21 protein-coding genes and 1 pseudogene are annotated in these 24,598 nt (G+C 52.7%); 9 read left to right on the top strand and 13 right to left on the bottom strand.

The features are described from left to right. Nucleotides 1–4: 4 nt before the first annotated feature. The 3 genes from C7H08_RS14010 to C7H08_RS14000 form a co-directional block, all read right to left on the bottom strand. Nucleotides 5–850 carry a putative RNA methyltransferase gene (locus C7H08_RS14010; RefSeq protein ID WP_106672871.1) on the bottom strand — a complete coding sequence of 282 codons (846 nt, stop codon included), beginning with the start codon at nucleotides 848–850 and terminating at the stop codon, nucleotides 5–7. Between the two features lie 45 nt (nucleotides 851–895). Further along, complete coding sequence (locus C7H08_RS14005; RefSeq protein WP_227663277.1) at nucleotides 896–1,078, bottom strand: hypothetical protein; 183 nt, start codon at nucleotides 1,076–1,078, stop codon at nucleotides 896–898. 235 nt (nucleotides 1,079–1,313) lie between these two features. After that, nucleotides 1,314–2,063 (bottom strand): CLCA_X family protein, encoded by a 750-nt coding sequence (locus C7H08_RS14000; RefSeq protein WP_106672869.1) that lies wholly within the window; start codon nucleotides 2,061–2,063, stop codon nucleotides 1,314–1,316. Between the two features lie 498 nt (nucleotides 2,064–2,561). Here C7H08_RS14000 and C7H08_RS13995 point away from each other — a divergent pair, with 498 nt between their 5' ends. The 6 genes from C7H08_RS13995 (at nucleotide 2,562) to C7H08_RS18495 (ending at nucleotide 7,524) form a co-directional block, all read left to right on the top strand. After that, on the top strand, nucleotides 2,562–3,890 hold the full coding sequence (locus C7H08_RS13995; protein WP_106673592.1) for an acetyl-CoA hydrolase/transferase family protein: 1,329 nt from the start codon (nucleotides 2,562–2,564) through the stop codon (nucleotides 3,888–3,890). A gap of 64 nt (nucleotides 3,891–3,954) precedes the next feature. After that, on the top strand, nucleotides 3,955–4,494 hold the full coding sequence (locus C7H08_RS13990; RefSeq protein WP_106672868.1) for a CIA30 family protein: 540 nt from the start codon (nucleotides 3,955–3,957) through the stop codon (nucleotides 4,492–4,494). Between the two features lie 304 nt (nucleotides 4,495–4,798). Next, nucleotides 4,799–5,320 (top strand): demethoxyubiquinone hydroxylase family protein, encoded by a 522-nt coding sequence (locus C7H08_RS13985; protein WP_227663276.1) that lies wholly within the window; start codon nucleotides 4,799–4,801, stop codon nucleotides 5,318–5,320. 10 nt (nucleotides 5,321–5,330) lie between these two features. Beyond that, nucleotides 5,331–5,852, top strand: a complete 522-nt coding sequence (locus C7H08_RS13980; RefSeq protein ID WP_106672867.1) for a hypothetical protein — start codon at nucleotides 5,331–5,333, stop codon at nucleotides 5,850–5,852. A gap of 23 nt (nucleotides 5,853–5,875) precedes the next feature. After that, nucleotides 5,876–6,832 (top strand): PcfJ domain-containing protein, encoded by a 957-nt coding sequence (locus tag C7H08_RS13975; RefSeq protein WP_106672866.1) that lies wholly within the window; start codon nucleotides 5,876–5,878, stop codon nucleotides 6,830–6,832. A 182-nt stretch (nucleotides 6,833–7,014) separates the two neighbouring features. Then, entirely contained in the window at nucleotides 7,015–7,524 is a 510-nt protein-coding gene (locus C7H08_RS18495) for a type II secretion system protein (RefSeq protein ID WP_165793970.1), read from the top strand. Between the two features lie 146 nt (nucleotides 7,525–7,670). Here C7H08_RS18495 and C7H08_RS13965 read toward each other — a convergent pair whose 3' ends face one another. The 5 genes and pseudogenes from C7H08_RS13965 to C7H08_RS13945 form a co-directional block, all read right to left on the bottom strand. Then, nucleotides 7,671–7,838, bottom strand: a complete 168-nt coding sequence (locus tag C7H08_RS13965; RefSeq protein WP_227663335.1) for a DUF2970 domain-containing protein — start codon at nucleotides 7,836–7,838, stop codon at nucleotides 7,671–7,673. Between the two features lie 47 nt (nucleotides 7,839–7,885). After that, nucleotides 7,886–9,277, bottom strand: a complete 1,392-nt coding sequence (gene ccoG, locus C7H08_RS13960; RefSeq protein WP_106672863.1) for a cytochrome c oxidase accessory protein CcoG — start codon at nucleotides 9,275–9,277, stop codon at nucleotides 7,886–7,888. A gap of 99 nt (nucleotides 9,278–9,376) precedes the next feature. Next, nucleotides 9,377–10,786, bottom strand: a complete 1,410-nt coding sequence (locus C7H08_RS13955; protein ID WP_227663275.1) for an aminotransferase-like domain-containing protein — start codon at nucleotides 10,784–10,786, stop codon at nucleotides 9,377–9,379. 399 nt (nucleotides 10,787–11,185) lie between these two features. Then, nucleotides 11,186–11,494: an antibiotic biosynthesis monooxygenase family protein gene (locus tag C7H08_RS13950; RefSeq protein WP_106672862.1), complete on the bottom strand. Its 309-nt coding sequence runs from the start codon at nucleotides 11,492–11,494 to the stop codon at nucleotides 11,186–11,188. Between the two features lie 76 nt (nucleotides 11,495–11,570). Beyond that, nucleotides 11,571–11,756, bottom strand: a pseudogene (locus tag C7H08_RS13945) (IS630 family transposase); the annotation flags it as partial. Nucleotides 11,757–12,046: 290 nt separating this feature from the next. Here C7H08_RS13945 and C7H08_RS13940 point away from each other — a divergent pair. After that, nucleotides 12,047–12,922, top strand: coding sequence for a hypothetical protein (locus C7H08_RS13940; protein WP_207768325.1), 876 nt, complete (start codon nucleotides 12,047–12,049; stop codon nucleotides 12,920–12,922). Nucleotides 12,923–12,984: 62 nt separating this feature from the next. Continuing rightward, entirely contained in the window at nucleotides 12,985–14,421 is a 1,437-nt protein-coding gene (locus C7H08_RS13935; protein WP_207768324.1) for an esterase-like activity of phytase family protein, read from the top strand. A gap of 449 nt (nucleotides 14,422–14,870) precedes the next feature. On the opposite strand, the gene C7H08_RS13930 is transcribed toward C7H08_RS13935, so the two are convergent. The 5 genes from C7H08_RS13930 to C7H08_RS13910 all read right to left on the bottom strand — a co-directional run bounded on the left by C7H08_RS13930 (nucleotide 14,871) and on the right by C7H08_RS13910 (nucleotide 23,303). Then, nucleotides 14,871–15,401, bottom strand: coding sequence for a GNAT family N-acetyltransferase (locus C7H08_RS13930; RefSeq protein WP_106672861.1), 531 nt, complete (start codon nucleotides 15,399–15,401; stop codon nucleotides 14,871–14,873). Beyond that, nucleotides 15,373–15,675, bottom strand: coding sequence for a type II toxin-antitoxin system TacA family antitoxin (locus C7H08_RS13925; protein WP_106672860.1), 303 nt, complete (start codon nucleotides 15,673–15,675; stop codon nucleotides 15,373–15,375). Before C7H08_RS13925 ends, C7H08_RS13930 begins: the two co-directional genes overlap by 29 nt. A gap of 312 nt (nucleotides 15,676–15,987) precedes the next feature. Further along, the gene (locus C7H08_RS13920; protein ID WP_106672859.1) at nucleotides 15,988–17,511 is read right to left on the bottom strand and encodes an FAD-binding domain-containing protein; all 1,524 of its coding nucleotides are present in this window, start codon (nucleotides 17,509–17,511) and stop codon (nucleotides 15,988–15,990) included. A 488-nt stretch (nucleotides 17,512–17,999) separates the two neighbouring features. Further along, nucleotides 18,000–22,544, bottom strand: a complete 4,545-nt coding sequence (locus C7H08_RS13915) for a hypothetical protein (RefSeq protein ID WP_106672858.1) — start codon at nucleotides 22,542–22,544, stop codon at nucleotides 18,000–18,002. A 132-nt stretch (nucleotides 22,545–22,676) separates the two neighbouring features. Continuing rightward, nucleotides 22,677–23,303: a hypothetical protein gene (locus tag C7H08_RS13910; protein WP_133169835.1), complete on the bottom strand. Its 627-nt coding sequence runs from the start codon at nucleotides 23,301–23,303 to the stop codon at nucleotides 22,677–22,679. 167 nt (nucleotides 23,304–23,470) lie between these two features. Between C7H08_RS13910 and C7H08_RS13905 the strand changes: the two genes are divergently transcribed. Beyond that, nucleotides 23,471–24,558, top strand: a protein-coding gene (locus tag C7H08_RS13905; protein ID WP_106672347.1) for an IS3 family transposase whose coding sequence is annotated in 2 segments (ribosomal slippage) — nucleotides 23,471–23,723 and nucleotides 23,723–24,558 — 1,089 coding nt in all. Because the reading frame shifts where the segments join, the coding sequence is not laid out codon by codon here. Nucleotides 24,559–24,598 lie beyond the last annotated feature (40 nt).

Genomic DNA, 24,598 nt, shown 5'->3' with positions numbered 1-24,598 from the left:
TGAGTTAACTACAACGCTCAAAGGTTTGCAGGCAAACGTCGACAGTGACTGACAAGGTCTCAAGGGCGGCAGCCCGTGCCCTGCCCTCCGAGCTGGCACGGTAAAGGTGAGGAGTCATGGCCAGCAGATCAGCAATCGGCTCGGCGCCCGCCAGATGCAGCGAAAACCGCACGTCTTCAGTTCCGGCGCGGCGGAATCCTTCCGGAGCCTGAGTGATCTTCGCCGATTCCGCTCTGACTTCAGGATAGATAATCTCCCGCAACTCCCGAAGATGATCTTGCCCGGCATCCACCTGCAGCAATTTTCCGCCTGGCCGGAGTACTCGGGCAAACTCCGGATACACGGGAAAACCAAAGAGGCATAAAATCCGGTCGAGAGACGCTGGTAACACAGGCAGATTGGCATTGCTACCCACCACCCAGCTCGGCCGCGGATCCTGACGGGCCGCCGCTAACACCGCCCACTTCGAAATATCGAGACCAAGAACAGCCAGCGTATGCGCATCACCAGCGGCCAAGGCCAGCTGGCGCAAATAGTAGCCCTCACCGCTACCGGCATCCAGGCAACCGGGCGTGGTGCCTGCCGGCACACCGTCCAGCGTCGCCCGGCAAACGGCATCGGCAATCGGCTGATAGAACCCGGCCTCAAGGAACCGCCGACGCGCGGCTACCATCGCCTTACTGTCGCCGGGATCTTTTGAGCGCTTGTTCTGCACCGGCAGCAAATGCACATAGCCCTGGCGGGCAACGTCAAAATTATGACCGCTGGCACACTGCCACGCCGCAGCTTCGCGGTATAAGGCAGTGCCATCCAGCGGACAGGCTAGCGCGTCAAACGGTACGATACTCATGAGCGTTTTCCTGACATCGGGTGTAGCAGCACAGGGCGGCCAACTTCATAAAAAATAATAGGCGACGATTTGTAAAACGATGGCCAGTGCCAACAATGGGAAGATGAACCGGCTCAACTTGTCGTAGCCTTGCGGCTCACCTTTGGGAGAAAATTTCTCAATCAGCGGAATCAGCACGACCAAAGCGGCAAACAGCACCACCAGAATAATCAATAACGTCTGCATCATACCCTCCCGGTAAACTTCGCTGAATCAATCCTCGCCTTCTGCCCGACGAACAGCCCCGAGGTTTCCACATGCTGCCACACACCTTCCACAATCAGCCAGAACAATACGGTATCCGTTAACATAATGAGCTGCGCCATAACAGTGCCCGAGCCCGCGAATAACGCATAACGTAAGACTCAGGTAATTCCTCGACAACCGGCTGAACTTTGATGATCAGATCACCATGGGGGGAGTGTCATCCGGCCTTGGCCTGTTCCCGATAGAGAGCCGCGCCCAGTGCCGCAAAGTAGTTTTGAAACGCGTCGTTGATCTGCTCGCGCTGCGCGCCCTGCGGATAAAGCCCTGCCTTAGCCTCATCGGAATGGACACTCCCGCGCACCAAAAAGCTGTTGCGGGGCTGGCTGTCTTCGACAAAGGCTTCAAAAGCCCTCGCACAGAGTTCTTCCGGTTTTGCGTAATACACCACCTTAAGCCGTTGGTCGGCTTCCTGTGATGCTTGAAACAAGGAGCTGGGCGCCGTGCCATCCTCGGTTAGCAGAATCGACTGAAAACAGGCAGTAAGGCGGTCATTCAAAGGGTGGGCCTTGGGGTTGCGGCTATTCAGCCAGGCACTGGAGGCAAAGCCGAACTTGCCGGCATCCCGGTAGGCTTTGCCGCCCATGTAATGATCAAAGGCATGAAACCATTCATGGGCCAGGCTGCCAGCCCCCGCGTTCTTGGCCAGCGCCAGTTGCCGGGTCGCGGGAATGTAGTGGGCCGCAACCCCTAACTGACCACCGATACCGTATTGCAGGCCGAGCGAGCTTCGCAACGAAATCAGGTGCTCCGGCCCGCGCAGGATTGTCATCAGATCGCACAGTGCCTGATAGAAACGACCGGCGGCCCGGTCCCGCTCGCTCGGTGTGACCCAACGGCCGACTTCGATACTACGAAAATCAAACCGCCGTCGTACCGTGACGAAAGAAACCGCTTGCTCTGTAGTCATCACTACCCTCACCGCTTGTGCGACGGAACGCTAGCCGAAACCCGCTCCAGAGACATCAGAATGTTCAGACGTGAACAAGATTTGTCGTCACCAGGCAGGACATGCTTTACAATAAACTGTTTATATATACAGTATTCTGAACAGCAAATGTCGCCGGGTCAACCCAGGACTGAACAAGATCAACTATCCTCAAGGCAATGCAGGCTGCCGGGTATGGCAGAAGGAGGCTGTATGAAAAGCGTTATACTGATGTTCTTTGGCGGGCTGCTTGGCGGAATGCTAGGCCCAACCTTAGCGCTGGCAGGCGTTGCGGCAAGCTTTATTGCAGGTAGGCTGATGTTTAGCGCATTGGAGTAAAATCCCTGCAGACGATTAAAGCCCGGGAAGCTGGAGAACAGCTTTCTAAATGCAGCTTTGAGCGGAAAATTTGTTCACCTGATGGTCACACATTTCCAGCATTATCATCTTACGTTAAACACTGAACATCAGGTGATGGAAATGGATGAGGTAGACCCGGGTCTCAAAGCACTTTACCTGCAACGGCGACTGCTCCCCCACGAAGCGGTCCAGACGATTGCCGGTTGCAAGAATCTGATTCTCGGCATGAGCGCAGCACAACCGCCGGCACTCATGGCAGCAACCGCAGACGCCTTGAAAGACAGACTTATTGGCCCTCTAGCAATCTATTACCTGCATGGCACAGAGAGCCTGCGGCGAAGCCTGCTGGTTCCGGAACTGTCTGACCGCGTTATTCCTCGCCCTCTGTTTCTGAGCCATTCCGACAGGGCTGCCATTGCTCAATCCGGTTCCCAAAGCTGGATAGAGTTTGTACCCGCTATGTTGCACCAGGCCGGCCGCCTGCTAACCGAGCACATTGACCCTGAGTGCTTTTTCGTGACGGTGTCACCCATGGATCGCCATGGCTACTTCAGCCTCGGCACCAATGCCGACTATGGCGCGTCCGTTATCCGGAAAGCAAAAAAGGTCATCGTTGAAGTCAATCGTTACATGCCCAGGACGTTCGGCGAATGCTCCGTTCACATCTCCGAAATCGATCACCTGGTGGAACATGACGAGCCGCTGATCGAGGCCATCCCTAACCCGCCTACCGCAGTGGACATGAAGATTGCCGAGCAGATTGTCCAACGAATTAATGATGGCGATACACTGCAAATAGGTGTTGGCGGTGTTCCCAACGCGGTACTTGCTGGGCTGACAAACCACCAGAATCTCGGCTTGCACAGCGAGCTGTTTTCTCCGGCCATGATGCCGCTGATCCAGTCCGGAGTAATGAACGGCCGACGCAAGACCTGGATGCAGCACAAGCACGTGTTCACCTTTGCTCTCGGAGACCGGGCGCTCTACGATTTCCTGGACGATAACCCCTCGATTGTCGGCTACCCCGCCTCCTGGGTGAACAATCCCGACATCATTCGACTCAATGACAACATGGTCTCAGTGAACTCGGCACTGGAGATAGACCTGACGGGCCAGATCAACTCCGAGCAGTTGGGCGATCGGCCGTTTTCAGGGAGTGGCGGCCAACTGGATTTCGTGCGAGGAGCCTATTCTGCCCGGAACGGTCGATCGTTTGTGGCTCTTCGGTCGACGGCCCAGTCTGACAAAGTCAGTCGAATCGTGCCCCGGCTTCTGGGCGGAACAGTGACGGACCCCAGAAATGATGTGCATTTTGTCGTGACTGAGCACGGCTGCGTGAATCTCAAAGGGCTTTCGATTCCCCAGCGAGCCCGGGCACTGATCGATATCGCCGCCCCGGAATTCAGGGAGGCGTTAGAGCGCGAAGCAATCTCAATGGGACTTGTTTGATCGGCGAGTTGTTTTTGAAAAATATGGTAGCATCAGGCCGTACAAAGCTCATGAAGGTCAATGCATGGATACAGCTAATACTCCCAAGCGTTTTGGCCAAGACCACTCCCAGCCACTGGTCGTGTTCGGTCGCAATAGCCACGAGTTAAGGTGGGAATCCATTGGTGATAACGTGATGGGCGGGCAATCTGACGGAACGGTTGTCGGCTCCGAGGAGGGTTACGGTCAATTTTACGGCACGGTGCGACTCGATAACGGGGGCGGCTTTGCCTCTGCCAAAGCAGATCTGCCGAAACCCCTCGATGCATCCCGCTGGAAAGGTATTGAGCTACTCGCGCTTAGTGATGGTAAAACCTACAAGATCGGACTTCGAAACAGCACCGACCGGCGCAGCGTCGTATACCAGCACAGCTTTACACCGGGTACAGAACAATGGAGCCGGATACAGCTTCCCTTCAGCAATTTCATCCCCACCTGGCGGGGCCAAACAGTGACGGACGCGGAACCACTGGACATCCGGCATTTGGTGTCAGTGAGCCTGTTTGTGTCTGGGCGTCAGGCTGGTAAGTTTCTTCTCAGAATGCAGAATTGGGTTCTCTTTTAAAGCAATCCAACTGCGCCGGGCTAAGTGCTGTGACTCCACCACTGAGGTGGCCATGAGTATGTCCTGGGCACATTTTTCCAGATTCAAACACGGCGGATGTACCTGCGGTCGAATTTGCCTCACCTCACCTTAGGCGCGCTCGGTCCCGAGGCAAAAATCTTATTGTTGATGGCGGTTTGGTGAGAAGTTGATAAGAACCATAGGTCTTTTTGCTCGTACAACCTTCCAACAGATCAACGCGCAGTGGAAGGTGCCTGAATTGCAGATCGATTCGATACACAAAGACCAACTAACGCTAGCCGGAGTGAGCAAGCAGTTCGAGCAAGAATTGCGGTGCAGCCATGCTGGAGAGACCGGCGCAGTCTGGATTTATCGGGGCATTCTGGCAACACGCCCCACAGGTGAGCTGCTTACCTTTGCCCGGGAGCACTTGGCTGCGGAACGCCAGCACCTTCGCTTCTTCGAGGAGCTCCAGTGCTGCTACCGACCCAGCTTTATGTTGCCACTTTGGCGAATCGCGGGCTTTCTGACTGGTTTCTTGCCGGCGATCTCAGGAAGGCAGGCGGTTTTTGCCACCATTGAAGCCGTAGAGACCTTTGTAGACCAGCATTACCAAGAACAAATTCAGACGCTGGCGACCCACGTTCTGCGTGATTCTGAGAAGGCGATATTGGCAGGCTTTGAACAATGCCGGCTTGATGAGGTTCACCATCGCGATGAAGCGAGACAAAGGCGGTCAAACGAACTCAGTACACCACTGCGGCTATGGGCGACACTCGTCGGCGCTGGGTCCCGAGCGGCTGTTCGAATTGCCAGACTACTTTAAGAGCCGCCACATGAGCCTGATATACAAACCCTTCGATGACAGTGGCGTAGACATGGTGGATGACATCGCTCGCTACGGCACATCAATTTCGAAACGGATAGAACAATTTCGCCAGAGAGGTCGTCTGCAGGGTGCCGCTTCAGAACCATACTCTGGTTTTGCCGTTGCCCTGGCCCTTTGCGATACGTTAAGCGAGATCATCGACAGCTCGTCTCACGAGCCCTATCGAGTAGAGTGTGCTCGTGCAGTCGACACGCTTTGCTTTGAGTCCATGACCTCAGGCCACCTCTCTGGCTGTGAAGAACCACCGAAAAATCACCGACACTCACAGGAACTTATTCAGGCAATTAGCGCTATATTGGCGGATGATCAGATACTACCCGCCGACGGTAGCATTCCACTTCAAACCGTGCTGCTAGCATTGGTCTGGTCTGCATTGACCTTTGCGCTGGAGTCGCTACCTCCCGATCAGGCTCGACTCCAGGTTCAAAAACGTATCCGTAACTCAAAGTCTGCGCTTTCAGTCCATTAATCTCTGGTCTGGCTACTTTTCAAATGGCGGACCAGTATGACCTGGGTCAGATACTTCATTACCCGATCCGGGTTGAAGTGTATAGCTGGGATTCCAGACATCCCCTGCACTGGGTCAGCTATAACGATGAGGGCCGGATTGCCGAAGGGCTATTTCTGGAGCCGCCGGCATTACCTCTGTTTACACTAGAAGATGATGCAGGTCGGCGTCTCTGCGATGCGCTGCCGGAGTCTGTCTCAGCAGTGGCCGCTTTAATGCCCGCCAGCAAATCCCTCGTTCGATTGGTACGCCGCCTCGCCTTGTCCTCGCTATTACCCTGGGAGCTGGAGGATATTCATACCGCCCTTCAGAACCAGGAATACTTAGCCCTGATGCGGCACCACCCTTATCTTCATCTGAACCACATTCGGCTACTTAACCGCATCCGCGGGCCACTGTGGCCTGGGCTATTAAACCTGGTAGACGAGCACACCTCGGCAGTGGAGATGTCCTGGCTGTGCCGGATGATTCGGGACACCTTGGCCATGGCCGGCCGGAATGAGCAGGTTCTTGCAGGCATCCATTCCAGAGAAGCTCTTCAGGCCCAGCATGACCGTCTGGTTGAACGGTTCAACAGGGCGAACAGCCGAAACTCTGAAGAGAAGCGCCAAGACCTGGCGAAGGAGCTTTCTGAGGAACACGGCGACTATCCAAAGCCGCCCCTCGTCCCAATCGACGGTCTCGAGCCTTTGTGCTCCTGGCTGGAGCTGTTGGAAGAAGGCGCAACCATGCGCCATTGCGTAGGCAGCTATGATGTTCCGGTTGCGCTCGGGGAAGTGTTCATTTACCGGATGATCCACCCGGAGCGTTTAACGATCTCGCTTGAGTGTCATAACAAGACGTGGGTGCTTGGCGAGGTTCGTGGGGTGTGTAATTCCAGCCCTTCGGAAGGTGCTTTGGATTGGATTCGGCGGTGGGTGAATACTGATCGCAGAAGTTAGATGCTTGCACCTTTCGAGCCTTCACCACCGTCTCGGGCAACGTTAGTCCGATCATTGCTCGTTCAAAAGGTCCGAGCTATTCTGGCGACCAAGCGGCGGAACTATCTTCTCCACCTAGAATCGGTCAATAAAACATTATGCGAGATAACAGACATGCCCCATCGAAGCCATCTGGCTTTACATTGATTGAGCTCGTCGTGGTTATCGTGCTTCTAGGAATTCTTGCTGCTTTTTCCCTGCCAAGGTATGCGAACCTGACAACCGCAGCCAACATATCGGTGCTTGAGTCAATTGGGGCAGCCGTATTATCAGCTGCCAACATAGTTCATACCAAAGCGCTAGTGCTGGGAGTTCAAGGTGAGCCAAACTCAACGATTGATCTGGATGGAGATGGCGTTGACGATATAGAGCTTCGATATGGTTATCCGGCAGCCAGCCGGGCGCCAAGCGGCTTTCGTGATCCGAACAACGTTTTTAAAGCCATGGATAGTAATTCTACTATCGATCTTGCATGGGGTACAAACGCACCTCCTGCATCCTTCGTTGTGATTACTACTGCATCAATTCAGGGTTCATCAGGAGGTAAGGTCAACCGCAATGCGATAGAAGACACCAATTGTTATCTTCGTTACGACCACGCGGCTTCTCCAGGCGCACCTCCGACAGTCACCTATGTCACCAACGACTGTTAACCTGATACCGTCATCGCATCTCTGGTATGCGTCTGCTGGTGTTTCCTACGGTCGCAAAGCGGACATTCAGAGCCAACCTCCGTTTGAGGCTGGGGTGTGTCATGCGTATCGGAGGAAGTCCAGTCCAGCCGTTGTGGGATTATTGATCAAACTCCATCAAGCACTAAATGCACAACAAGAAGTAGAACTCCAACAAAGGAAGCCGTGAACAGGAGCCCTCCCAGAATATAGGGAAGCGGGCTACTGCTATTAAAATCCTCCTCATGGCGGCGGCTGGACTGGACACCCAACGCTGCTCCAAGGATGCTTTGCATAAGGTTCAGAAATCTTACGCTTTTGCTTGACCCATGATTCTTGTCAGTCATCGTATTGTCCCCGTGAACTTACTGTTTTCGACAAGTTTCATTGCAGGATCTTCCACTGATTGGAGATGGAAGTTGAGTGTACTGACCTCACTCCCAAGGGATTCAGGTGGAACGGATACGGAAACTGGCAGCTCGACCCTCTCTCCTGCCCCCACAGTTCCTGTAGCTGCAGAGCTCAGGTGCAAGCCGTCCACTCCAGACACACCAATTTCATAACTCTGACTTTGTTGGCTCTTGTTGAGAATCTTCAATACATAACTGTTTTCAATATGGCCTTCCGCGTTGTATCGAAACAAGCCACGGTCTTTCTCGATATCAAGAGTCAGCATTGGTCTGGAGACGATAGCCCAGGAAAAAGTTGCAAACATAGCGAACAGAACGACGGCATAACCGAGCATTCTCGGCCTGACAATACGCAGATCACGGCCCTCCAACGCCCTTTCACTGGTGTAGCGAATCAGTCCTGTGCTGTAGCCCATTTTGTCCATGACAGAGTCACAGGCATCGATACAGGCCGCACACCCGATGCACTCCATTTGCAGACCGTCACGAATATCGATACCTGTAGGGCACACCTGAACGCACATCTGGCAGTCGATACAGTCACCCAGCCCGTCGGACTTATAATCCGCACCTTTCTTTCGAGGCCCCCTGGACTCGCCCCGCGCTGCATCATAAGTAATGACCAATGAGTCCTGATCCAGCATGGACGACTGGAAACGGCCATAGGGGCACATATGCAGGCACACCTTTTCACGGAGCCATCCTGCGTTGATGTAGGTTGCCGCCGTAAAGAAAAAAACCCAGAAAAGCGCCATCTTTCCCACTTCCAGGGTAACCAGGTTGGAGACCAGTTCTCGGATGGGCGTAAAGTAACCAACGAAAGTGACCGCCGTTGCCAGGCTGATCAGCAACCACAGGGTATGCTTCTGGGTGCGCTTGAGAAACTTGCCGGCAGTCATCGGAGCCCGGTCGAGCTTTATGCGCTGATTACGGTCACCCTCGGTAACCTTCTCGGCCCACATGAAAATCCAAGTCCACACACTCTGGGGACAGGTATATCCGCACCAGACCCGCCCGGCCAGCACGGTTAAAAAGAACAACCCGAATGCACAGATGATCAGGATTGCGGACAGGAGAACCAGATCCTGAGGCCAGAAGGTACTGCCAAATATATGGAATTGCTTTTCAGAAAGGTCCCAGAAGACCGCCTGGCGGTCGCCCCAGGTCAGCCAGACGGTTCCAAAATACAGTGTAAATAGAAGTGCTCCGCCAAGAATTCTCAAGCGCCTGAAATAGCCCTTGAAACTGCGTGTATGAATTTTATCCATGAGCCGGGAGCTTTCAGGATTAGTATCGATATTGCGAAGCGGTATATTCTGGCTCATCACTCACCCACACTCGTTCTGTTTAAAAGTGAGGTTATCCAGTTCCGCCGGATCGGTGCAGGCTCAAATTTTTAATTTTAAATAGGGACAGATGGGCAGTCAGGTAAGATTCAGTAATTCTGGCAGCTGGTTCAGGGCGCGGATACGCCGCTCGTCCCAAGGATGAGAAAAACTGATCCTCAGGCAGTTGGCGTACTCGCCTGAAGCAGAAAAAAGCGGGCCAGGGGTGATCACAACCCCTGCATCAAGCGCCTTACGGTAGGCCGCCAGGGTATCGACCGTTGCAGGAAGTTCCAGCCAGACCGCCAGGCCGCCCTGGGGCGCCGTCACTCTTACCGGGACCGGCCAGGCCTGCAGGGAGGCCAGCAACCGATCACGCTGCGCCCTCAGCAATTTCCGTTGCCGGCGCAAGTGCGCGGACAGCTCCCCGTCTTTCATATACTCGGCAACGCCTTGCTGCAAATAACGACTGCTCGCCAGCTGAGTTACCATCTTCAGGTGCAGTATCCTTTGATGCCAGCGCCCCCCTGAAATCCAGCCCAGGCGCAGATCCCTGGACAACACCTTGGAAAACGAGCTGCAGTGAATGACCCGATCCGTGTCATCCAGGGCCTTGAGCGTGTCGGGTACCTGTGAAAATCCTGATTCCGCGTATATATCGTCCTCGATAACGGCCAGATCATATTCTTCCGCCAATACCATTAGCCGCCGCCGAGAAGCATCGGACATCAACGCACCACCAGGTGTCGCGAACGCCGGTGACACGATGCAAGCCTGAATATCCCAGCGTCCCAGCGCTTCTTCTAGGGCCTCCATGTCCATTCCGGTTGCCGTGGAGGTTGGTATTTCCATGACCTGCAAACCGAGTTGTTCCAGCAACTGCAACACGCCGTAAAAACCCGGTGATTCCACAGCGACGACGTCCCCCCGCTGACAGCAGGCCATGAGCGCCAGGAAAAGGGCATGCTGACAGCCAGAGGTTATGCATAACCCGTCGGTTGTGGCCGGCCACCCTCTTTTGGCCAAAAGAAGCCCAAGCTGCTCCCGCAACGCAAAGTCGCCGGCTGGCTTGTCGTAATACTGGAAGTCGGCACCACGCTGCCGTCGGAGCGCTCTTCCAATAGACCGGTTAAGAGCAATAATGCCAGGTGGCAGATCGCCGGCATGCAACTCCGGCAGAAGATCAAAGGCGGCGCTTCGGCCCATAATATCCAACAACAAATCACTGACGTTGACGGGGCGCGGCACATCGATTTGGGATGTCACCCGGGGTGGTTCAGTGGCTGTGGGCACCAGAGTGACAAAATGTCCAGCCTTGGGCCGGACTTCCAGCAGCCCCTGGGCCTCAAGTCGCTGAAGGGCATGCTGAACCGTCGCCTTTGACAGGCCCTGCTGAGCACAGATCTCGCGAATGGATGGCAGGCGGTCGCCTACCTTCCACCTCCCATCAGAGATGCCCTGCTGTAGCCACTGTTCCAGCTGCTGATAGCGGTACGTTTCTTCAGCCAACGAAAGTCTCCCCCAGAACTTAATCTGTACCATGCCATCATCGGCGTCATAGATACCAGAGTTACCAAACTGAACATCACTTGGGCACTGCCCCGTTTCCACAGACGACTGAGTTGATGACGGGATTACCACTTACGTTGGTTGCTGGAACCATTGAACCACTACAGATGCATCACCACCCATTAACGTGACCTTTGCACGGTTTTCAGCCCACCATCTCTGTGGCACAGCCGCTCTACGATATTTAAGCCGACAAATTCGCTGGTAATCTTAACTTGGTCGCAAAGCGAACATTCAGATGGTGCGATAACGCCTTGGCTTTGCGGTGCACCGAAGCGCCAGCGTTGCTGCGTCCGACAACAGCCACTGGTTATATGGCACGTAAACGATCCCGCCGAGCTACTCTGCGTGACTCCGCGTAAAGTCGTCAACTTCATCGTATACGGTCACGGAAATCCGCTGAGCTATCTCCCGCATCCCCTTCATCTCGGACGGATTATCCGCCACCCAGAATGTCTTCCAGTTCTCTACTGAATCCCACTTTGCCACTGTCAGAATTTCAGTCGGATCTTCTGGGCTACGAAGCATAAAGCTTCCCAACGCTCCCGCCACAGTCTCATGTATGTGATTCGTGGTGCGGCTCCACACCTCTTGGAAGTTTGCGAAGTCATCTTCCTCTATTTGCCAGCGGTAAATTACCCGAATCACCTTACCCCGTTCTCAAATAAGAGCAATTAGGCAGCGCGCTTTATCATTGCAGAAATTTGACTGCGTCACTTTTACTTTGCTGGCATTGCCCGATCACTGTCCCGTCCAACACATTGAGTGCGGCAAACAAAGTGGTTGTGCCATGACGCTTGTAATCATGAGTCATGGTTTGTACTCGTCCCTTCGTCAGGGGGAGGCCCGGCTGAGTCAGGTCCAACGCTTGTACCTGACTCTTTTCGTCACACGAGAGTACCAACGCATGCAGCCATGCCTGGTGCTGGATCAAGGTTACACCATTCCCCAGGCCAGAATGTCATTAGGTGTGACTGAGAGCGCCATTGTCCGTTGGCTTAATCAACTCGTCCGATGAGCAACACGTAGGCTCCCTGCAGCGGGTGGCCGTAGCGGTAGTATCCATGTCGGTGTGTCTCAAGGTGTGTCATGAAGTGATCATGAAGTCGTCATACAACGGTAACGGGCCTGTCATGTTTGTTCGCTAGATTAGTGTTCTGGCAGGTTGTTGGCCTGGTTACATATTAGGGAAAATAAGTTATGACAGCCTGTCGCCGCCCCATGGTCCTGATTGTCGCCATCCTGCTAAGTACAATGGTGAAGGCCAACCCCGATGTCATTTCCCGCGAGTACAAGATGATGCTGGATGCCAGCCAGTTTACCTACCAGAACGAAGCGGTGTCGGTAGGGCAGCTGCTGGCACTGGCCGAGACCGAAATCGAGTTGGCTATTGCCCGTGATGTCTCTGGCGGTGCCTACCTGGCCAAGCAGCGGGACGTGCGCTTCTTTGACGTTCAGGGCTCCTGTCAGCTCCGCCAAATGGGCTATTCCTTCCGCGATCGGGTGGAAAGCGGCCAGTCGGAAGTCACCCTCAAGTTCCGCAGTCGTGACCGCTATATTTCAGACTTTGAAGACGTATCGTCGTCCACCTCCGGTGCCGAGACCAAGCTAGAATCCGATATAGGGGCCACCTCCACCGAGCCTTTCAAGGTGGTGTACAGCCACTCCACCAAGGCTCCCAATTCGCGGAACCTGAACGAGATAAAGGACATTAATCATCATTTTCCCGGCTTTGAGGATGATTATGGACTCCCGGATGGCCAGGCCCTTTCACTGGTAGGCAACCTGGTGATTCGTGAACATGTCTACCGTGGAGTGGAGATCGACTTGGGCCAGCACGATGCCGAGATCAGCGTGACCCTCTGGTATCAGGGGGTGCCGTTGGGCGCCCAGTCGCCGCTGGTTGCCGAACTGTCATTCCGTTATGAGGATGGATCCGCTGATTACACGCGCAAGGTGGTTAATCGGGCGGCCCGGTCCTTTGAGGTGCTCAAATCCTTGTCCCCATGGGTCGCCCCCGATTCTCAGACCAAGACGGCCTTCGTCTACGGCTTTAATCCTGCATTCTGCCAGTGATACACGGTCCCGGGGGGGCTGGGCACTGTGTTGTAATCTTTACGCGATAAAGGAAATAGATAATGAAGTCGATGAATAAACATAAACTGCTTCTGGCATCTCTGGTGGCATCTTCCATGCTGGTAGGTTGCAGCGACAGCGACGATGACACCGACAACGCCAGCAGTTCCGTGTTTGACAGTTATCCGGCGGAAGGTGTGTCCCTGCCCTATAACGTGTTGAGGAATGACCTAATTGACGGCAAGTCCCAGCAGATTTTTGAGATTCGTAATGGCGGTTTCGGTTCGGCGATGACAGCCCACCCTTCGGACTCGAACCGTTTTTATGCCCTGACCGATCGGGGCCCCAATGCCAAGTTCACAGGCGACCATGGTAAAGGCAAAATATTCCCGACACCGGACTACACCCCACGCATTGCGCTGTTCGAGGTACAGGCGGACGGTATAATTGAGCAAGTTGATACGATCCTGCTGAAGCGCCCCGATGGGTCCCCGATCACCGGCCTGCCCAACAGTTCCGCCCTGGGTGGAACCGGTGAAACGCCGTACCACGCCGACGGCCAGCCCATTCTTGAGAATGACAGCCAGCCCTACGATGAAACCACCAATCCGTTTGCGCTTGACGACTATGGTCTGGACGGGGAGGGTCTGGTGGCCCTGTCGGACGGTACCTTCTGGGTCAGCGATGAGTATGGCCCCCATATTGTTCATTTTGATGCCGAGGGCCGGGAGATCGGTCGCATTAACGCCTTTACCAACGATGATCGGGTTGACCTGACTCTGCCGGCCGAATTCGGCAACCGTCGCGCCAATCGGGGAATGGAGGGACTGGCCGTTACGCCGGATGAGAAAACCCTGGTGGGCATCATGCAGTCCACCATGTATAACCCCAGCAGTGCCGTGAAGGACCTGGACATTACCCGCATCGTGACCGTTAACCTGAAGTCCGGCGACATCGGGCAGTACCTCTACCGCCAGGAAAAGACCCAGAACTCCAACTCCGAGATTGTCGCCCTGAGCGCCACTCAGTTTCTGGTGATCGAACGCGATGGCAGCTTTCTCTATGGCGGCCCCAATGGTGCTGAAGCAGCAGCGCCGGATGCGCAAAAGCAGGTCTACCGCATTGATCTTGCCTCCGGGACCAATCTGGAAACCATTGCAGCCAGTGGCGACGTTGAACAGGATGCGGAGCTCGGCCTGACATTGTCTGGGAAGACCCTGGAGGAGGTCGTTCTGGAGCAGGGTTGGAGTGCCCTGGCCAGCGCCGGGATCGCGCCGGTCAGCAAGTCCCTTGTGGTAGATATGGTCGCCGAAGTAGACTACCCGCACGATAAGATGGAAGGCTTGTGGGTGATTGACGACCAGCACCTGGGGGTGCTGAATGACGATGACTTCGCCACCTGGGCCACCAGTGGTGAACTGGAGCAGAAGATGCTGGACCCCAATACCGTAGATGGTAATCGACTGTTCATTGTCGAGGCCGACCTGAGCACCGACTGACCCGCACCGATGTATCCGTCGCCCGGAAGCCGGGCGGCGCCCCTATCCAAGAAGCCTGAACGGCCAAAACCTGGTCACTGCACAGGTGTCTCTGTTGGCATGTTGCAAGGGAGCTGTAGGATAATAATAAAGTTGGTACCAAATCATCTTTTGAAGCGTTACTTTTTGGTACCACGCAATCGTTAGAAATAAATAAAGTTGGTAACTTTTGAGGCGATCGCCGAGAATAAAGCCCACATCCATCACAATATAGTTGGTAACTTATTGTGGCAAGCTCGCAGTAAAAGATTCAGGCTTCCCAAAATGAGGTTCGAAAGGGGTACAAAGGTCGCAAATCGGACGTTCAGATCGACCACGAAAGCGAACGTTCAGGCGGATAGTCCAACACTTCCCCCGGGAGAAATTCCGCCTCTTTTTAGAAAGATCCTCATTAACGCGGCAGAACCCGACTACCGTCCGCTTGTCTGTGAGAGTTCGACTGCTTCCAGACATTGTTCAAAAGGCAGCCAAAGAGCTAAAGCGTCACCCTCAACGGCATCAATAGCGACGAACCCGAACTTTTCGTAGAATCTTTTTGAGTCGTCGTCTTTGGCATCTACCGCACAGCCTATACCACCAACTGAAATCGACGCATCAACAACCCGTCTCAGGCACTCGACCAGCAAGTACGCTCCTAATCCATACCCTTTCACAGAGTTATCAACCGCAAGCCGTGCCAGCCGGTAAACCGGCGGACCCGACGGAAACCGCTTTTGCAGGGGATGCCCCTGGGGGAAGACAACGGTGCTTGGAAGAAGAGTGTAATAACCCAGGATCTCCGTCGGGTCGCCCTCATCTTCAATCAGTACATAAGTCCGTGTCGCCATCTTCTGGCTACTTTGCCGGGCAATTTTCTTTAAGAACTCGTTGAGTGCAGGCTTACCACAGTCAAATTTTCGCCGATTGTGCTTTTTACTGATTTCTTCGGTTCTTAAAGTCACCAGCCAACTTCCTGTGGTTGAGTGCAGCTTCCCGAAGCTTTGGGTTAATCGGCTCAGGGTTATCCAGCAGCTCCAGCATAAGATCAGCACTTTGCCGGGAAACCTGAATTTGTAGCGCCTGACGCTCGGCCTCTTGTGCTTCTTTCTTTGCAGCGTAGATCAGGAACTGACTCAAGCTGCGGCCCGTTAACTCTGCTGCATGAGCAATAAGTCTCTGCGTTTCTTCATCGACACGGGCCACCAGGCGAGTGTCTTTACCTTGTGTGTTCATCATATTCTTCACCGATGGTGGGATAGGCTCGACTGGAACCCAAGAAAACCCTCTTCCTTGATAAAAAGTGATTCGACGGACTCAATCTACGTATGCCATGTTGGCATACTTAATTGCCTCAATCAACTTTGTATGCCAGTTTGGCACATGAAATATATAAGATTCTCAGCTGCACAAGGTCGCAAAGCGGACATTCAGGCGGATAGACAACTGCTTTACCTTTGAGGAATCCAGCCTTTTCAGAAATATCCGCGGTAACGGGGTAAACCCCAAAAAGAACGTTCAGATTCGAGTCCCAAAGCCCACGTTTGAGAATTAAAAGAGAGATGGTTGATCGACGAGAGAGCCAGTTTTAGGAACTGCCTCCTTTGCGGGTTCCCCGGACTGGATTCGCTTGATACGATCTTTGGCGTACCTCGCGCTCGCTTTGGCATCAACGATGGGCGATGGATAGGGCTCGTAGCCTCCAGACAATGCTTCCTGGGAAAGGTGCGAACTGGTCAACTCTGGCTGTAAAGCAGCTCCGCCTTCCAGATCGGACAACTCCGGTAGCCATTGGCGTACGAAGTCACCCTTCGGATCGTGGTCAAATCCAGCCTTTATCGGGTTATAGACCATCATGCGCTCGAAAGGCGTTGTCCCACTTATTAACTGCAAAATGGGGAAATGAACGGCAGGTTCCCAATCGATAAATTGCCGAGCCAAAAACCGCGCGACGCCGTCCTGATCACCAGAAAAGACCGGCAGAAAGAGATTCATCGTAGCAAAGCTGGCCAGTGTCGCTCTGCCACGCATGTGGACATGGCCGGTCGCCCTTAAACAACGCATCAACGCATCAACAAATGGAAAACCGGTCTTTCCCGCTACAAAGCGCGCCATCAGCTCTGGGTCGTATGTCTGCGGCCTCAAACCATCACACGCTGGCAGCATACATTTGTATTCAAGGTCAGGCTGATCTTCAAACGTTTGCATGTAGTCCCTCCGCCAGGCCAACCGATCTAGGTAGAACCGAGCGGCTGATTCGAAACGATGAAACGCTGCCTTGGGCATCGACCCGTTGGCGTCCGTCACTGCCCTGTCGACCGCCTGAAAAATCTCTACGTCGCTGATGACGCCATACGCCAAATAGGGACTCAGGCGGGAACATCCATCGAACGCAGAGTTGGGGCTTGATAAGCGCTTCGGGTATGCAAATATGGTGTTGGCCTGGAAAAATCGCTGCATCAGGGCCTCGGCAGCTTTCCTGCCTCCGCGTGCCCGGTAGGTTTTATCCGCTCCGCCCGCCAGGGGAATTTCAGCAGGATCGACTGAATGGAAAGGGGGTGTTGCAAACCGTGCTGTAAGATCGACTCCCCTAGGATCGCGAACAGTGTGATTGCGAACGGTCTCAGCAAAGTAGTCTGGAAAAGACTGCCGGACTTCGGCTCCGCGAGCAATTCCGTTTTGGGGCGTCTCATCGAAAGGAATGTCCTGCCCGGAGAAAAAGCCCCGTACAGCGACATCGCGGGTAAAACCGGCCTGGTTTGTCGTTTCTCGGTGGGACCAAACCTTTGCGATTTTATGCTGGGCGTGGATTCGCTTGAAGACTTCAAGAGCTTCTCCACACAGTTCGACGAGTCTACCCCCTATGGCTTCAAGATCTTCCGCCAGCTCATCCAAGGTTTCCCGAACAAACATTTGATGTTGCCGGGACACATCCGGGTGCGCAATCTGGCTTGGCTCGTGAATGTAAATTGGCAAGACTACGCCGAAACGCTCAATGTTGCAGCGTTTGAGCGATTCAAAGAGGGGCCGTGAATCTTGCAACCGAAGGTCGCGCTTAAACCAGACAATTTGCATGAGGGAATATACGATAAAATATGGTCATGGACGTACTGATATGCCTTAGGTTGAATAAAACCACAGCCACCATGAAATGGCTGCAAACGGTCGCAAAGCGAACATTCAGATTCGGGCGTAACGCCTGCGCTTTCTTCTCAAAGCGGACCTTTTGCTGCGCCGAGAAAGCTAGTGCAAGGATTCTGGACCGGGTAAGTCCAATGATAGGCCAGGAGTGTCTAGTGGATCGGCGCAAGTCTAAACTCTAATTACCCATGCACCGATTTTAGGGGATGGTTACAAATCCCAATATGCAGGTCAGATATCCATTCCTGGCAAAATCAGGAACGTCTATGCTGGAGCGCTCCCGAGCCCAGGTCAGCATATCCGTGTTGAGTTTACCTTGTGTCAATGGCCATTTATTTTGACTCGTCTTACCTACTGATCGTGATGACTTTCTGGTCTGCCTTTGGGCGAAGTTTAGCAGTGGGGGGAGTCTTGCAGCAGCTTCAAGCGACCGAATCGACAGACCGACTGACGAAGTGAGCATCCGGAACCGCTTGTCCTAGCAAAGTTTTACTTCTGTTTTTCGCTGTTTCTTTCATCGCGGCTTTTCGAATGTCACGAAAAACGATGTCAAAGGCTTTCCATTTGCTGCGTTGTATGGAATCTCCGGGGATCCTAAAGTCCATACATGTTTTGAGGATCATCAGGGATCGCCAAAAATCTTCAATCGACTCTGCAGAAGTGGCTTTGTAAAGCCATTCATCTGCCCAAGCCGCTTTTTCCGCTTCAAGGGACGCACGTTTGGCGGCATCACCTGTGATTCCGGCATCGTTTACGTATTTATGCATGAGTTCAGTAAACTCGGCGTGATTTCGTGACAGTCCCGCGATCGTTAATGCGTAAGCTTGATCAAGAGTCGAATTTGATGAAACCAATTTCTCAACGCACTCTGTAACAAAATCAAAACGACCAAAACGTTCGGCAGCCAAGATCTCTTGAGCTAGCTCATTGTCATCCTTGGACATTAATAGACGTTTGGCCCAGATTGCCCTCAATTCCTCAGAGCTATTACTCGACCAGATAGCTTCGTGTTCGAATGTGAGGTTATCTCCAATGGCATATGACAAGAATGTTTGACTTTGAAGTATTTTCTTAAAAAGATTTGCAGCTCGTTGTGGCACCTTGTATGACAACAGATTAGCCAAGCCCAGGGCGATGTTACGGATTAACCCAATTTTTTCGACTTCCTGTTTTTCAAGTCGTTCAACTATCTCCAACACCATGTCAGGGGCATACAGTTCCAAAGATTTTAGATCGTCAATAGTCACATATTGAGTCAATAGATGGTTTCCTGAAGCATTTGCTTCGCGGATAAAGTTTTTCGCAACAGCGTGGAGCCGATCCTGTTTATCTTCAAACTTTTCGTCATCTTTGAATATCTCTTCAGGCGACTTCGGGAGAGGGAATCGGCGATCGTCCCTGTTCGTCTCATCGACGGACAGGATCGGGAACGCGGCGCGCTGACCGGCTGATAAGGACAAATCGACTGGAGGAATAGGGAGATCGAAAGTATCAGTTAAAGCTTTCCAAATGGATTGTAAAAGCTGAGGCGCCGTAATCGCTGTTACGTCTCCACCAATTTCCTTATTGGCTATGAACCATGTTTCTGGACAGATTCGCCTGATCAAACTATCTGGGGTGAGTTCCTCCATTTGGCAGGCTTTGATTAGAAGAAGTGAGCCATACCAGTTCTCTAATGACCTCGTATATTTTTGTTCATAGACCCAGCTACTCGTGACATGAGCCTGTCGAATTTCTTTAAGTTCCTGGTCGAGTGCTATTTCAAAAGCCATGGTTCGGATGGAGCTAGACTCTGACGATGCACATCGAAAAATGTGAGCGCGAAGCTCCTCTGAAATAAAGTTCTGCCCAAATTTAATAGCAATCAAGGTACCGTAAATGGCGTCCGTATCCTGTGACTCCAAGGCGGCTTTGAGGCATTCGGTGGTGTACTGTTCGGCTTGAGGTTTGAGCAAGGGAATCGTGCTGAGGAGGCAGTCCCTGCCAAAAGCATGGCTAGCCAGGCATTCAACCTGCTCTTCTGCTGTTAACCAGTGTGCCGAAGATTGGAAAGCACTCATCCTCAGAACTTCTATATCGTGCTTATCGTTCAAGTAAAAAGGATCGGAACTCTCTATCCGATTGATCAGTGAGACCGATAATTCCCTGGTCATCAAGGGCAGGTGTTCATTGGTATTTAGTAGTAGTTGGCGTAAAGGAAGACCGGAGCGGAGAAGCGACTCTGACAAAAGCTCTCTGGTTTTTTGAACAGCCAAATCGGGCTTAAAGCGACAAGCAATCGGTAGAAACTCGCGAAAACGAAAGTCCTCTGGCGTCAGGCCCATCGTTAATAAAAGTTGGCCGCTTTCTATGGAGCTGAAACTCTCAATACCCTCATCAAGGTCATCAGGCCTCGGTGATTTAGGGTCGGCTGGATTGGACCCGCGCCACTTGTCCGGGGAGGTGGGACCCAACCAACCTGCATTGGGCCTTATTTTTTGGGCAAGTTGTCGCGCCTCCTCGGCGGATGCGGTATCACCGGTTGCATGAAGCATCCTCACCAGTGTCCATTGTCCGGCAGTTGATGTGTTTTCAGCTTTAAGTGGCTTTGAAGCCTCTGTGAATGAGGCTGCTGCCTGTTCACGATCAATACGATTAAAAGTAGTTAGTTGCTGAAAAGCTTTTCTGGCGGAAAACACATCCTTATTGAGTCCGAATGCCAGGCCCAATTTAACAAACGATTCCGCAAATCCTGCCAATGGCTGGCCAGCCAGCAACTCTAGAGCAAGGGTGTAAAGTGTGTCTGGGTCGCCGGAAACCCTGTCCATTTGATCAAGTAGGTTCTGCTCAAATTTCGACAGCGAACTTCGGGTCTCCTCAATTTCCTGTTTCCGTTTCTCCAACTGCTTCAAGTATTCAGATTCATCTCTTTTCCAATACTTCTTAGTCTGTTCGATAGGGTCATCGTTGTAGCATTGAAGCCACTCTTTGATGGTGTTTTCCGTTGTTTTCCAGCCTATGTCGGTTTGTGAAAAAGCAAACAACGCTTGGATGAACCAGTCATGATTGATGCGTCGACCTGGTTCGAGACTGATGTTGCGAATTACCTTGAACAGTAAATCAGGCTTTTCTCTTACAATTCCGAAAAACTCTTCAAAGCGCTGATCATTGACATTCTGTAGGCTGGAGAATGAATCAAGCAATGTTTCAAAAATGCTGTCGTTGAACCGAACGTCATCAAAAGCACAGATTGTGAGTGCTGCGAAGAGGACATCTGCAGTTCTGTCCATGGCATGGATTGGATCGATCAGGCGCGACGCACGGTCGCTTAGGCTGCCCCCGGAATATTCTGTCTGCCATAATTGGTCAACTAAAGCGTAACCCATTGCCAGTGTTAACCCTTCTTCCCGGAGTTCATACCTGCTTGATGGACCGGGAAGTGACTGGAAGAATCTACTCTCGATGACGGCCCCTGAGTCATTTTTGAACTGGTGGCTCATACTGCCTTTCGAAACTGCATGTTCCAGAACCTCTGTTGCGTGCTCACTGAGGCGCAGAGTCAAGTCGAGTAAATTTTCTTGCTCAAAATTTTCCCGTTGGGAGCTTCTTAGGTGCTCGAACAGTAATCGGTCTGTAGTGAGTCCTTTCCAGCTAGTGGAGTCCTCATGAGGCAGTGTCTTAACAGCAACACCTAGAAGTCTTGGATTTCTGAGCGTTTTTAATGTCGCTGTGTCGAGCCAGCTACTCTGGATGCCATGATGCTCCAGTAGCTTGTCCCGCTCTTCTGGAAGCCATTCAGGTACAGGTATGACCTTGTGATCCCGGTACAACCCTGGTGCCACTATTTTTGACCAGAATTGGGGCCGAACGGTGATGAGGACGCAGCCACCAATTTCTGAAAGTCTTGCATGCAGAGCACTGATCAGCTTTGCCCACTCAAGGCTTGCTCTTTGATTTATGCCGTCAACAATCAGGAGTATGGAGCACTTGGGAGGCTGTTGTTTCCAAGAGGCTAATCGGCGTCTCCAACGTTCTTTTACCTTCTCGCTCGGCCTGTCCCCAGTTTGTTCGATCAGGAGCCCAATAAGTAATTCATCGAGTTCTCTGGTAGAAACATCATCAAACCTTTCCGCACTGGCGAACAGAGCAATTCCGTCATAATCGCTACAAACTTGTGCTGCCAGCCATGATTTTCCGTGGCCTTCGTCGCCAGACAATACTGTTACTTGGCTGGGCTTGAGGTATGTTTGCAGTTCCTGTCTGAGTTGTGAGCGTATGGGAAATAGTTCACTTTGATCTAGGACGGCTAGTGTTTGTCCAAGGTGTTCCCTGCTTGACTGCTCTGAGTTGAATACACCCGCTCTCCATTCTTTATGGAGTTCTTCTGAGCGTTGGACGGCTAGCATGGAGACATTTAGGTTAGTCTTCAGCTTGCTTAGAAGAGGTTCGAAAGCGCTATGTGCTGAGATATGCTCGAACGCGTCCCTCAGAACATCAAGCTCAATATTTTTAGCATTTTTCGATAGAAATTCGATTGAAGGCCTTGCGGCAGCGACTATTGCAATGGCCAACAGAGGTAAGGGGTTATCACCCCAATCTAATATGAGGGTTGAGATGGCGTGTTGGTTACCGTCGTCTCGTATGTCGTTTGCAAGCTGGGTCGCAATGGATATCGTGGCACCGAGTACCCAAAGCCTGTCTGCGGCCATGTTTTTCCGAGCAAGGTCGGCAATTTTTGTAAGAACTTCGCCGCGCTGGATTTTGCCTGAGTAGAGCTTTGCCTCGAAACAAACTGCGTCCTCTTTGAACACAGCGTCACCATCTACGCCCCCTTGAAGTCCACTTGCGGCCAAGCGGAAAGGTATACCAGTGAGCTCGCCCAAAATAGCCTGGAGAAATCCCTCGAAACCGGTTGAGCCTGTTGCCTCTAGCTCTAAGAGGGCATTCTTTACATTGGTGAGGGCTTCTTCGGTTTTGTCTTGCTGCATAGTCCATCTTCAGTGTTTCAGTCCCAATTCTGCCAGCCGTCTTCCGCCACATCATTTCACAAAGGTACATGTACATGTGAAGTGATGCCATAAACTGCCCACCGCAATGGTTGGATGGCGATAGCTGTTGGGTTATTTGAGGTATCTTCTAAACATCCAGCGGTGCCAGAAATAATAGGCAGGACTATTCACCCTGAAGGTAAAACCAACGAAATTCCGAACAATGAAAACCCATTGGCGACGATAGATATCTCGGTATTTAATTGTCACAGTCATCGGTTTGAGCTTATCACCGAAAGCTTTGTCGCCCAGCTTGAGGAGTTCGGGCTTTACAATAAAACCGGCCAAAGGGATCACCTCGTCCACACCAATTGCATGCCCTCTTTCACCGGTTGCAACTCGATAGCACCTCTCAAGATAATCACCGAAGGCGTCCTCAATTGCCATTTCGACGCTTTTAAATTGAAAACCTTCTTTTCTTCGGCCGTCGTAGTAGACCAGGGTGTCTTCAATGATGGCAGGGCCGAACCCTTTATTGGCCAGTCGAATTTCACATTTTCGGTTGGCATCTCTCGGATAATCTGCCCACGCTGAGAATGCCGGCAACACTGAGAGAGCGGAGTGTCGCGAGGATTGACGACCGCTCCAGACTGCCAGGAGTATGGCGACCATGCTTAGCGCGAACTCAGGTCCTTGCGTGCTGATAAAAGACCAGAGACCGGCCACTGCCCACGTTATGGGCCCAGATACACTTTCCACTCCACACACTCCGTCTCGTTGGCTCGCTATGAGCTTACAGGTTTAACTGAGGGCGGGCACGAATGGTTTATGGTCCGGATTTTGATGGGATGGTTGGGTAATCCCCCCGAAAAACAACGGTGATCAAAAGTAGAATTTTCCGTAAGCTACACGCAGGGAGATTCTGCATGAAGAAGTCACGTTTTTCCGACAGCCAGATCTTGTCGATCCTGAAACAAGCCGAGAATGGTGTACCGGTGCCGGAGCTGTGTCGTGAGCATGGCATGAGCAGTGCGTCGTTTTACAAATGGCGGGCTAAATTCGGTGGCATGGATGCGTCCATGATGGCCCGCTTGAAAGAGCTGGAGGATGAAAACCGCCGGCTCAAGAAGATGTATGCCGAGGAACGGTTGAAGGCTGACATCCTCAAGGAAGCCATCGAAAAAAAGTGGTAAAGCCGTCTCGTCGCCGTGAGATGGCGCAAAAAGCCGTTAATGAAAAGCGCGTCAGCATTCGGCTGGCGTGTTGGATGTTCAGCATCAGCGAGACCTGCTACCGCTACCAGCCCAAGCTGAGCAGCGAAAACGCCGAGATCGCGGACTGGCTGATCAGATTGACCCACAACCAACGTAACTGGGGGTTTGGTCTGTGCTTCCTGCACCTGCGCAATGTGAAGGGCTTCGCCTGGAACCACAAACGGGTCTATCGGATTTACCGTGAGCTGGAACTGAATCTGCGCATCAAGCCCAAGAAACGCCTGGTTCGTGAAAAGCCGGAGCCACTGGCTGTGCCGGAAATGATCAACGACAGTTGGTCGATGGACTTCATGCACGACCAGCTCAACGACGGACGCAGTTACCGGCTGCTGAATGTGATCGATGACTTTAACCGCGAGGGGCTTGGCATCGAAGTGGACTTCTCGCTTCCGGCAGAGCGGGTTATCCGGTCACTGGAGCAGATCATTGAATGGCGGGGTAAACCGCGTTCTATCCGCTGTGACAACGGACCTGAGTACATCAGCGGCAAGCTGGCAGCGTGGGCCGAACAACGAGAGATCAAACTGGCGTTTATCCAGCCGGGCAAGCCGCAGCAGAACGCCTACATCGAACGCTACAACCGAACGGTCCGTTACGATTGGCTGGCACAGTATCTGTTCGACAGCACCGAAGAAGTTCAGGACTATGCCACCCGCTGGCTCTGGCACTACAATCACGAACGACCCAATATGGGACTCGGAGGAATTACTCCTCAACAGAAGTTGGCCATGCTGGCCTGAGGTCTACTTTTGAACCCCGTTAAAAATGGGGGGATTACCG

Origin of the sequence: Marinobacter halophilus (assembly GCF_003007685.1) — a bacterium.
Classification (GTDB): domain Bacteria; phylum Pseudomonadota; class Gammaproteobacteria; order Pseudomonadales; family Oleiphilaceae; genus Marinobacter; species Marinobacter halophilus.
This window is presented reverse-complemented; position numbering and strand designations above follow the sequence as displayed.

Bases quoted from the DNA above. Each gene is read 5' to 3' on its own strand.
- C7H08_RS14010 (WP_106672871.1), bottom strand. From the start codon at position 850: ATGAGTATCGTACCGTTTGACGCGCTAGCCTGTCCGCTGGATGGCACT.
- C7H08_RS14005 (WP_227663277.1), bottom strand. From the start codon at position 1,078: ATGATGCAGACGTTATTGATTATTCTGGTGGTGCTGTTTGCCGCTTTG.
- C7H08_RS14000 (WP_106672869.1), bottom strand. From the start codon at position 2,063: ATGACTACAGAGCAAGCGGTTTCTTTCGTCACGGTACGACGGCGGTTT.
- C7H08_RS13995 (WP_106673592.1), top strand. From the start codon at position 2,562: ATGGATGAGGTAGACCCGGGTCTCAAAGCACTTTACCTGCAACGGCGA.
- C7H08_RS13990 (WP_106672868.1), top strand. From the start codon at position 3,955: ATGGATACAGCTAATACTCCCAAGCGTTTTGGCCAAGACCACTCCCAG.
- C7H08_RS13980 (WP_106672867.1), top strand. From the start codon at position 5,331: ATGAGCCTGATATACAAACCCTTCGATGACAGTGGCGTAGACATGGTG.
- C7H08_RS13975 (WP_106672866.1), top strand. From the start codon at position 5,876: ATGGCGGACCAGTATGACCTGGGTCAGATACTTCATTACCCGATCCGG.
- C7H08_RS13965 (WP_227663335.1), bottom strand. From the start codon at position 7,838: ATGCAAAGCATCCTTGGAGCAGCGTTGGGTGTCCAGTCCAGCCGCCGC.
- ccoG (WP_106672863.1), bottom strand. From the start codon at position 9,277: ATGAGCCAGAATATACCGCTTCGCAATATCGATACTAATCCTGAAAGC.
- C7H08_RS13940 (WP_207768325.1), top strand. From the start codon at position 12,047: ATGACAGCCTGTCGCCGCCCCATGGTCCTGATTGTCGCCATCCTGCTA.
- C7H08_RS13935 (WP_207768324.1), top strand. From the start codon at position 12,985: ATGAAGTCGATGAATAAACATAAACTGCTTCTGGCATCTCTGGTGGCA.
- C7H08_RS13925 (WP_106672860.1), bottom strand. From the start codon at position 15,675: ATGATGAACACACAAGGTAAAGACACTCGCCTGGTGGCCCGTGTCGAT.
- C7H08_RS13920 (WP_106672859.1), bottom strand. From the start codon at position 17,511: ATGCAAATTGTCTGGTTTAAGCGCGACCTTCGGTTGCAAGATTCACGG.
- C7H08_RS13915 (WP_106672858.1), bottom strand. From the start codon at position 22,544: ATGCAGCAAGACAAAACCGAAGAAGCCCTCACCAATGTAAAGAATGCC.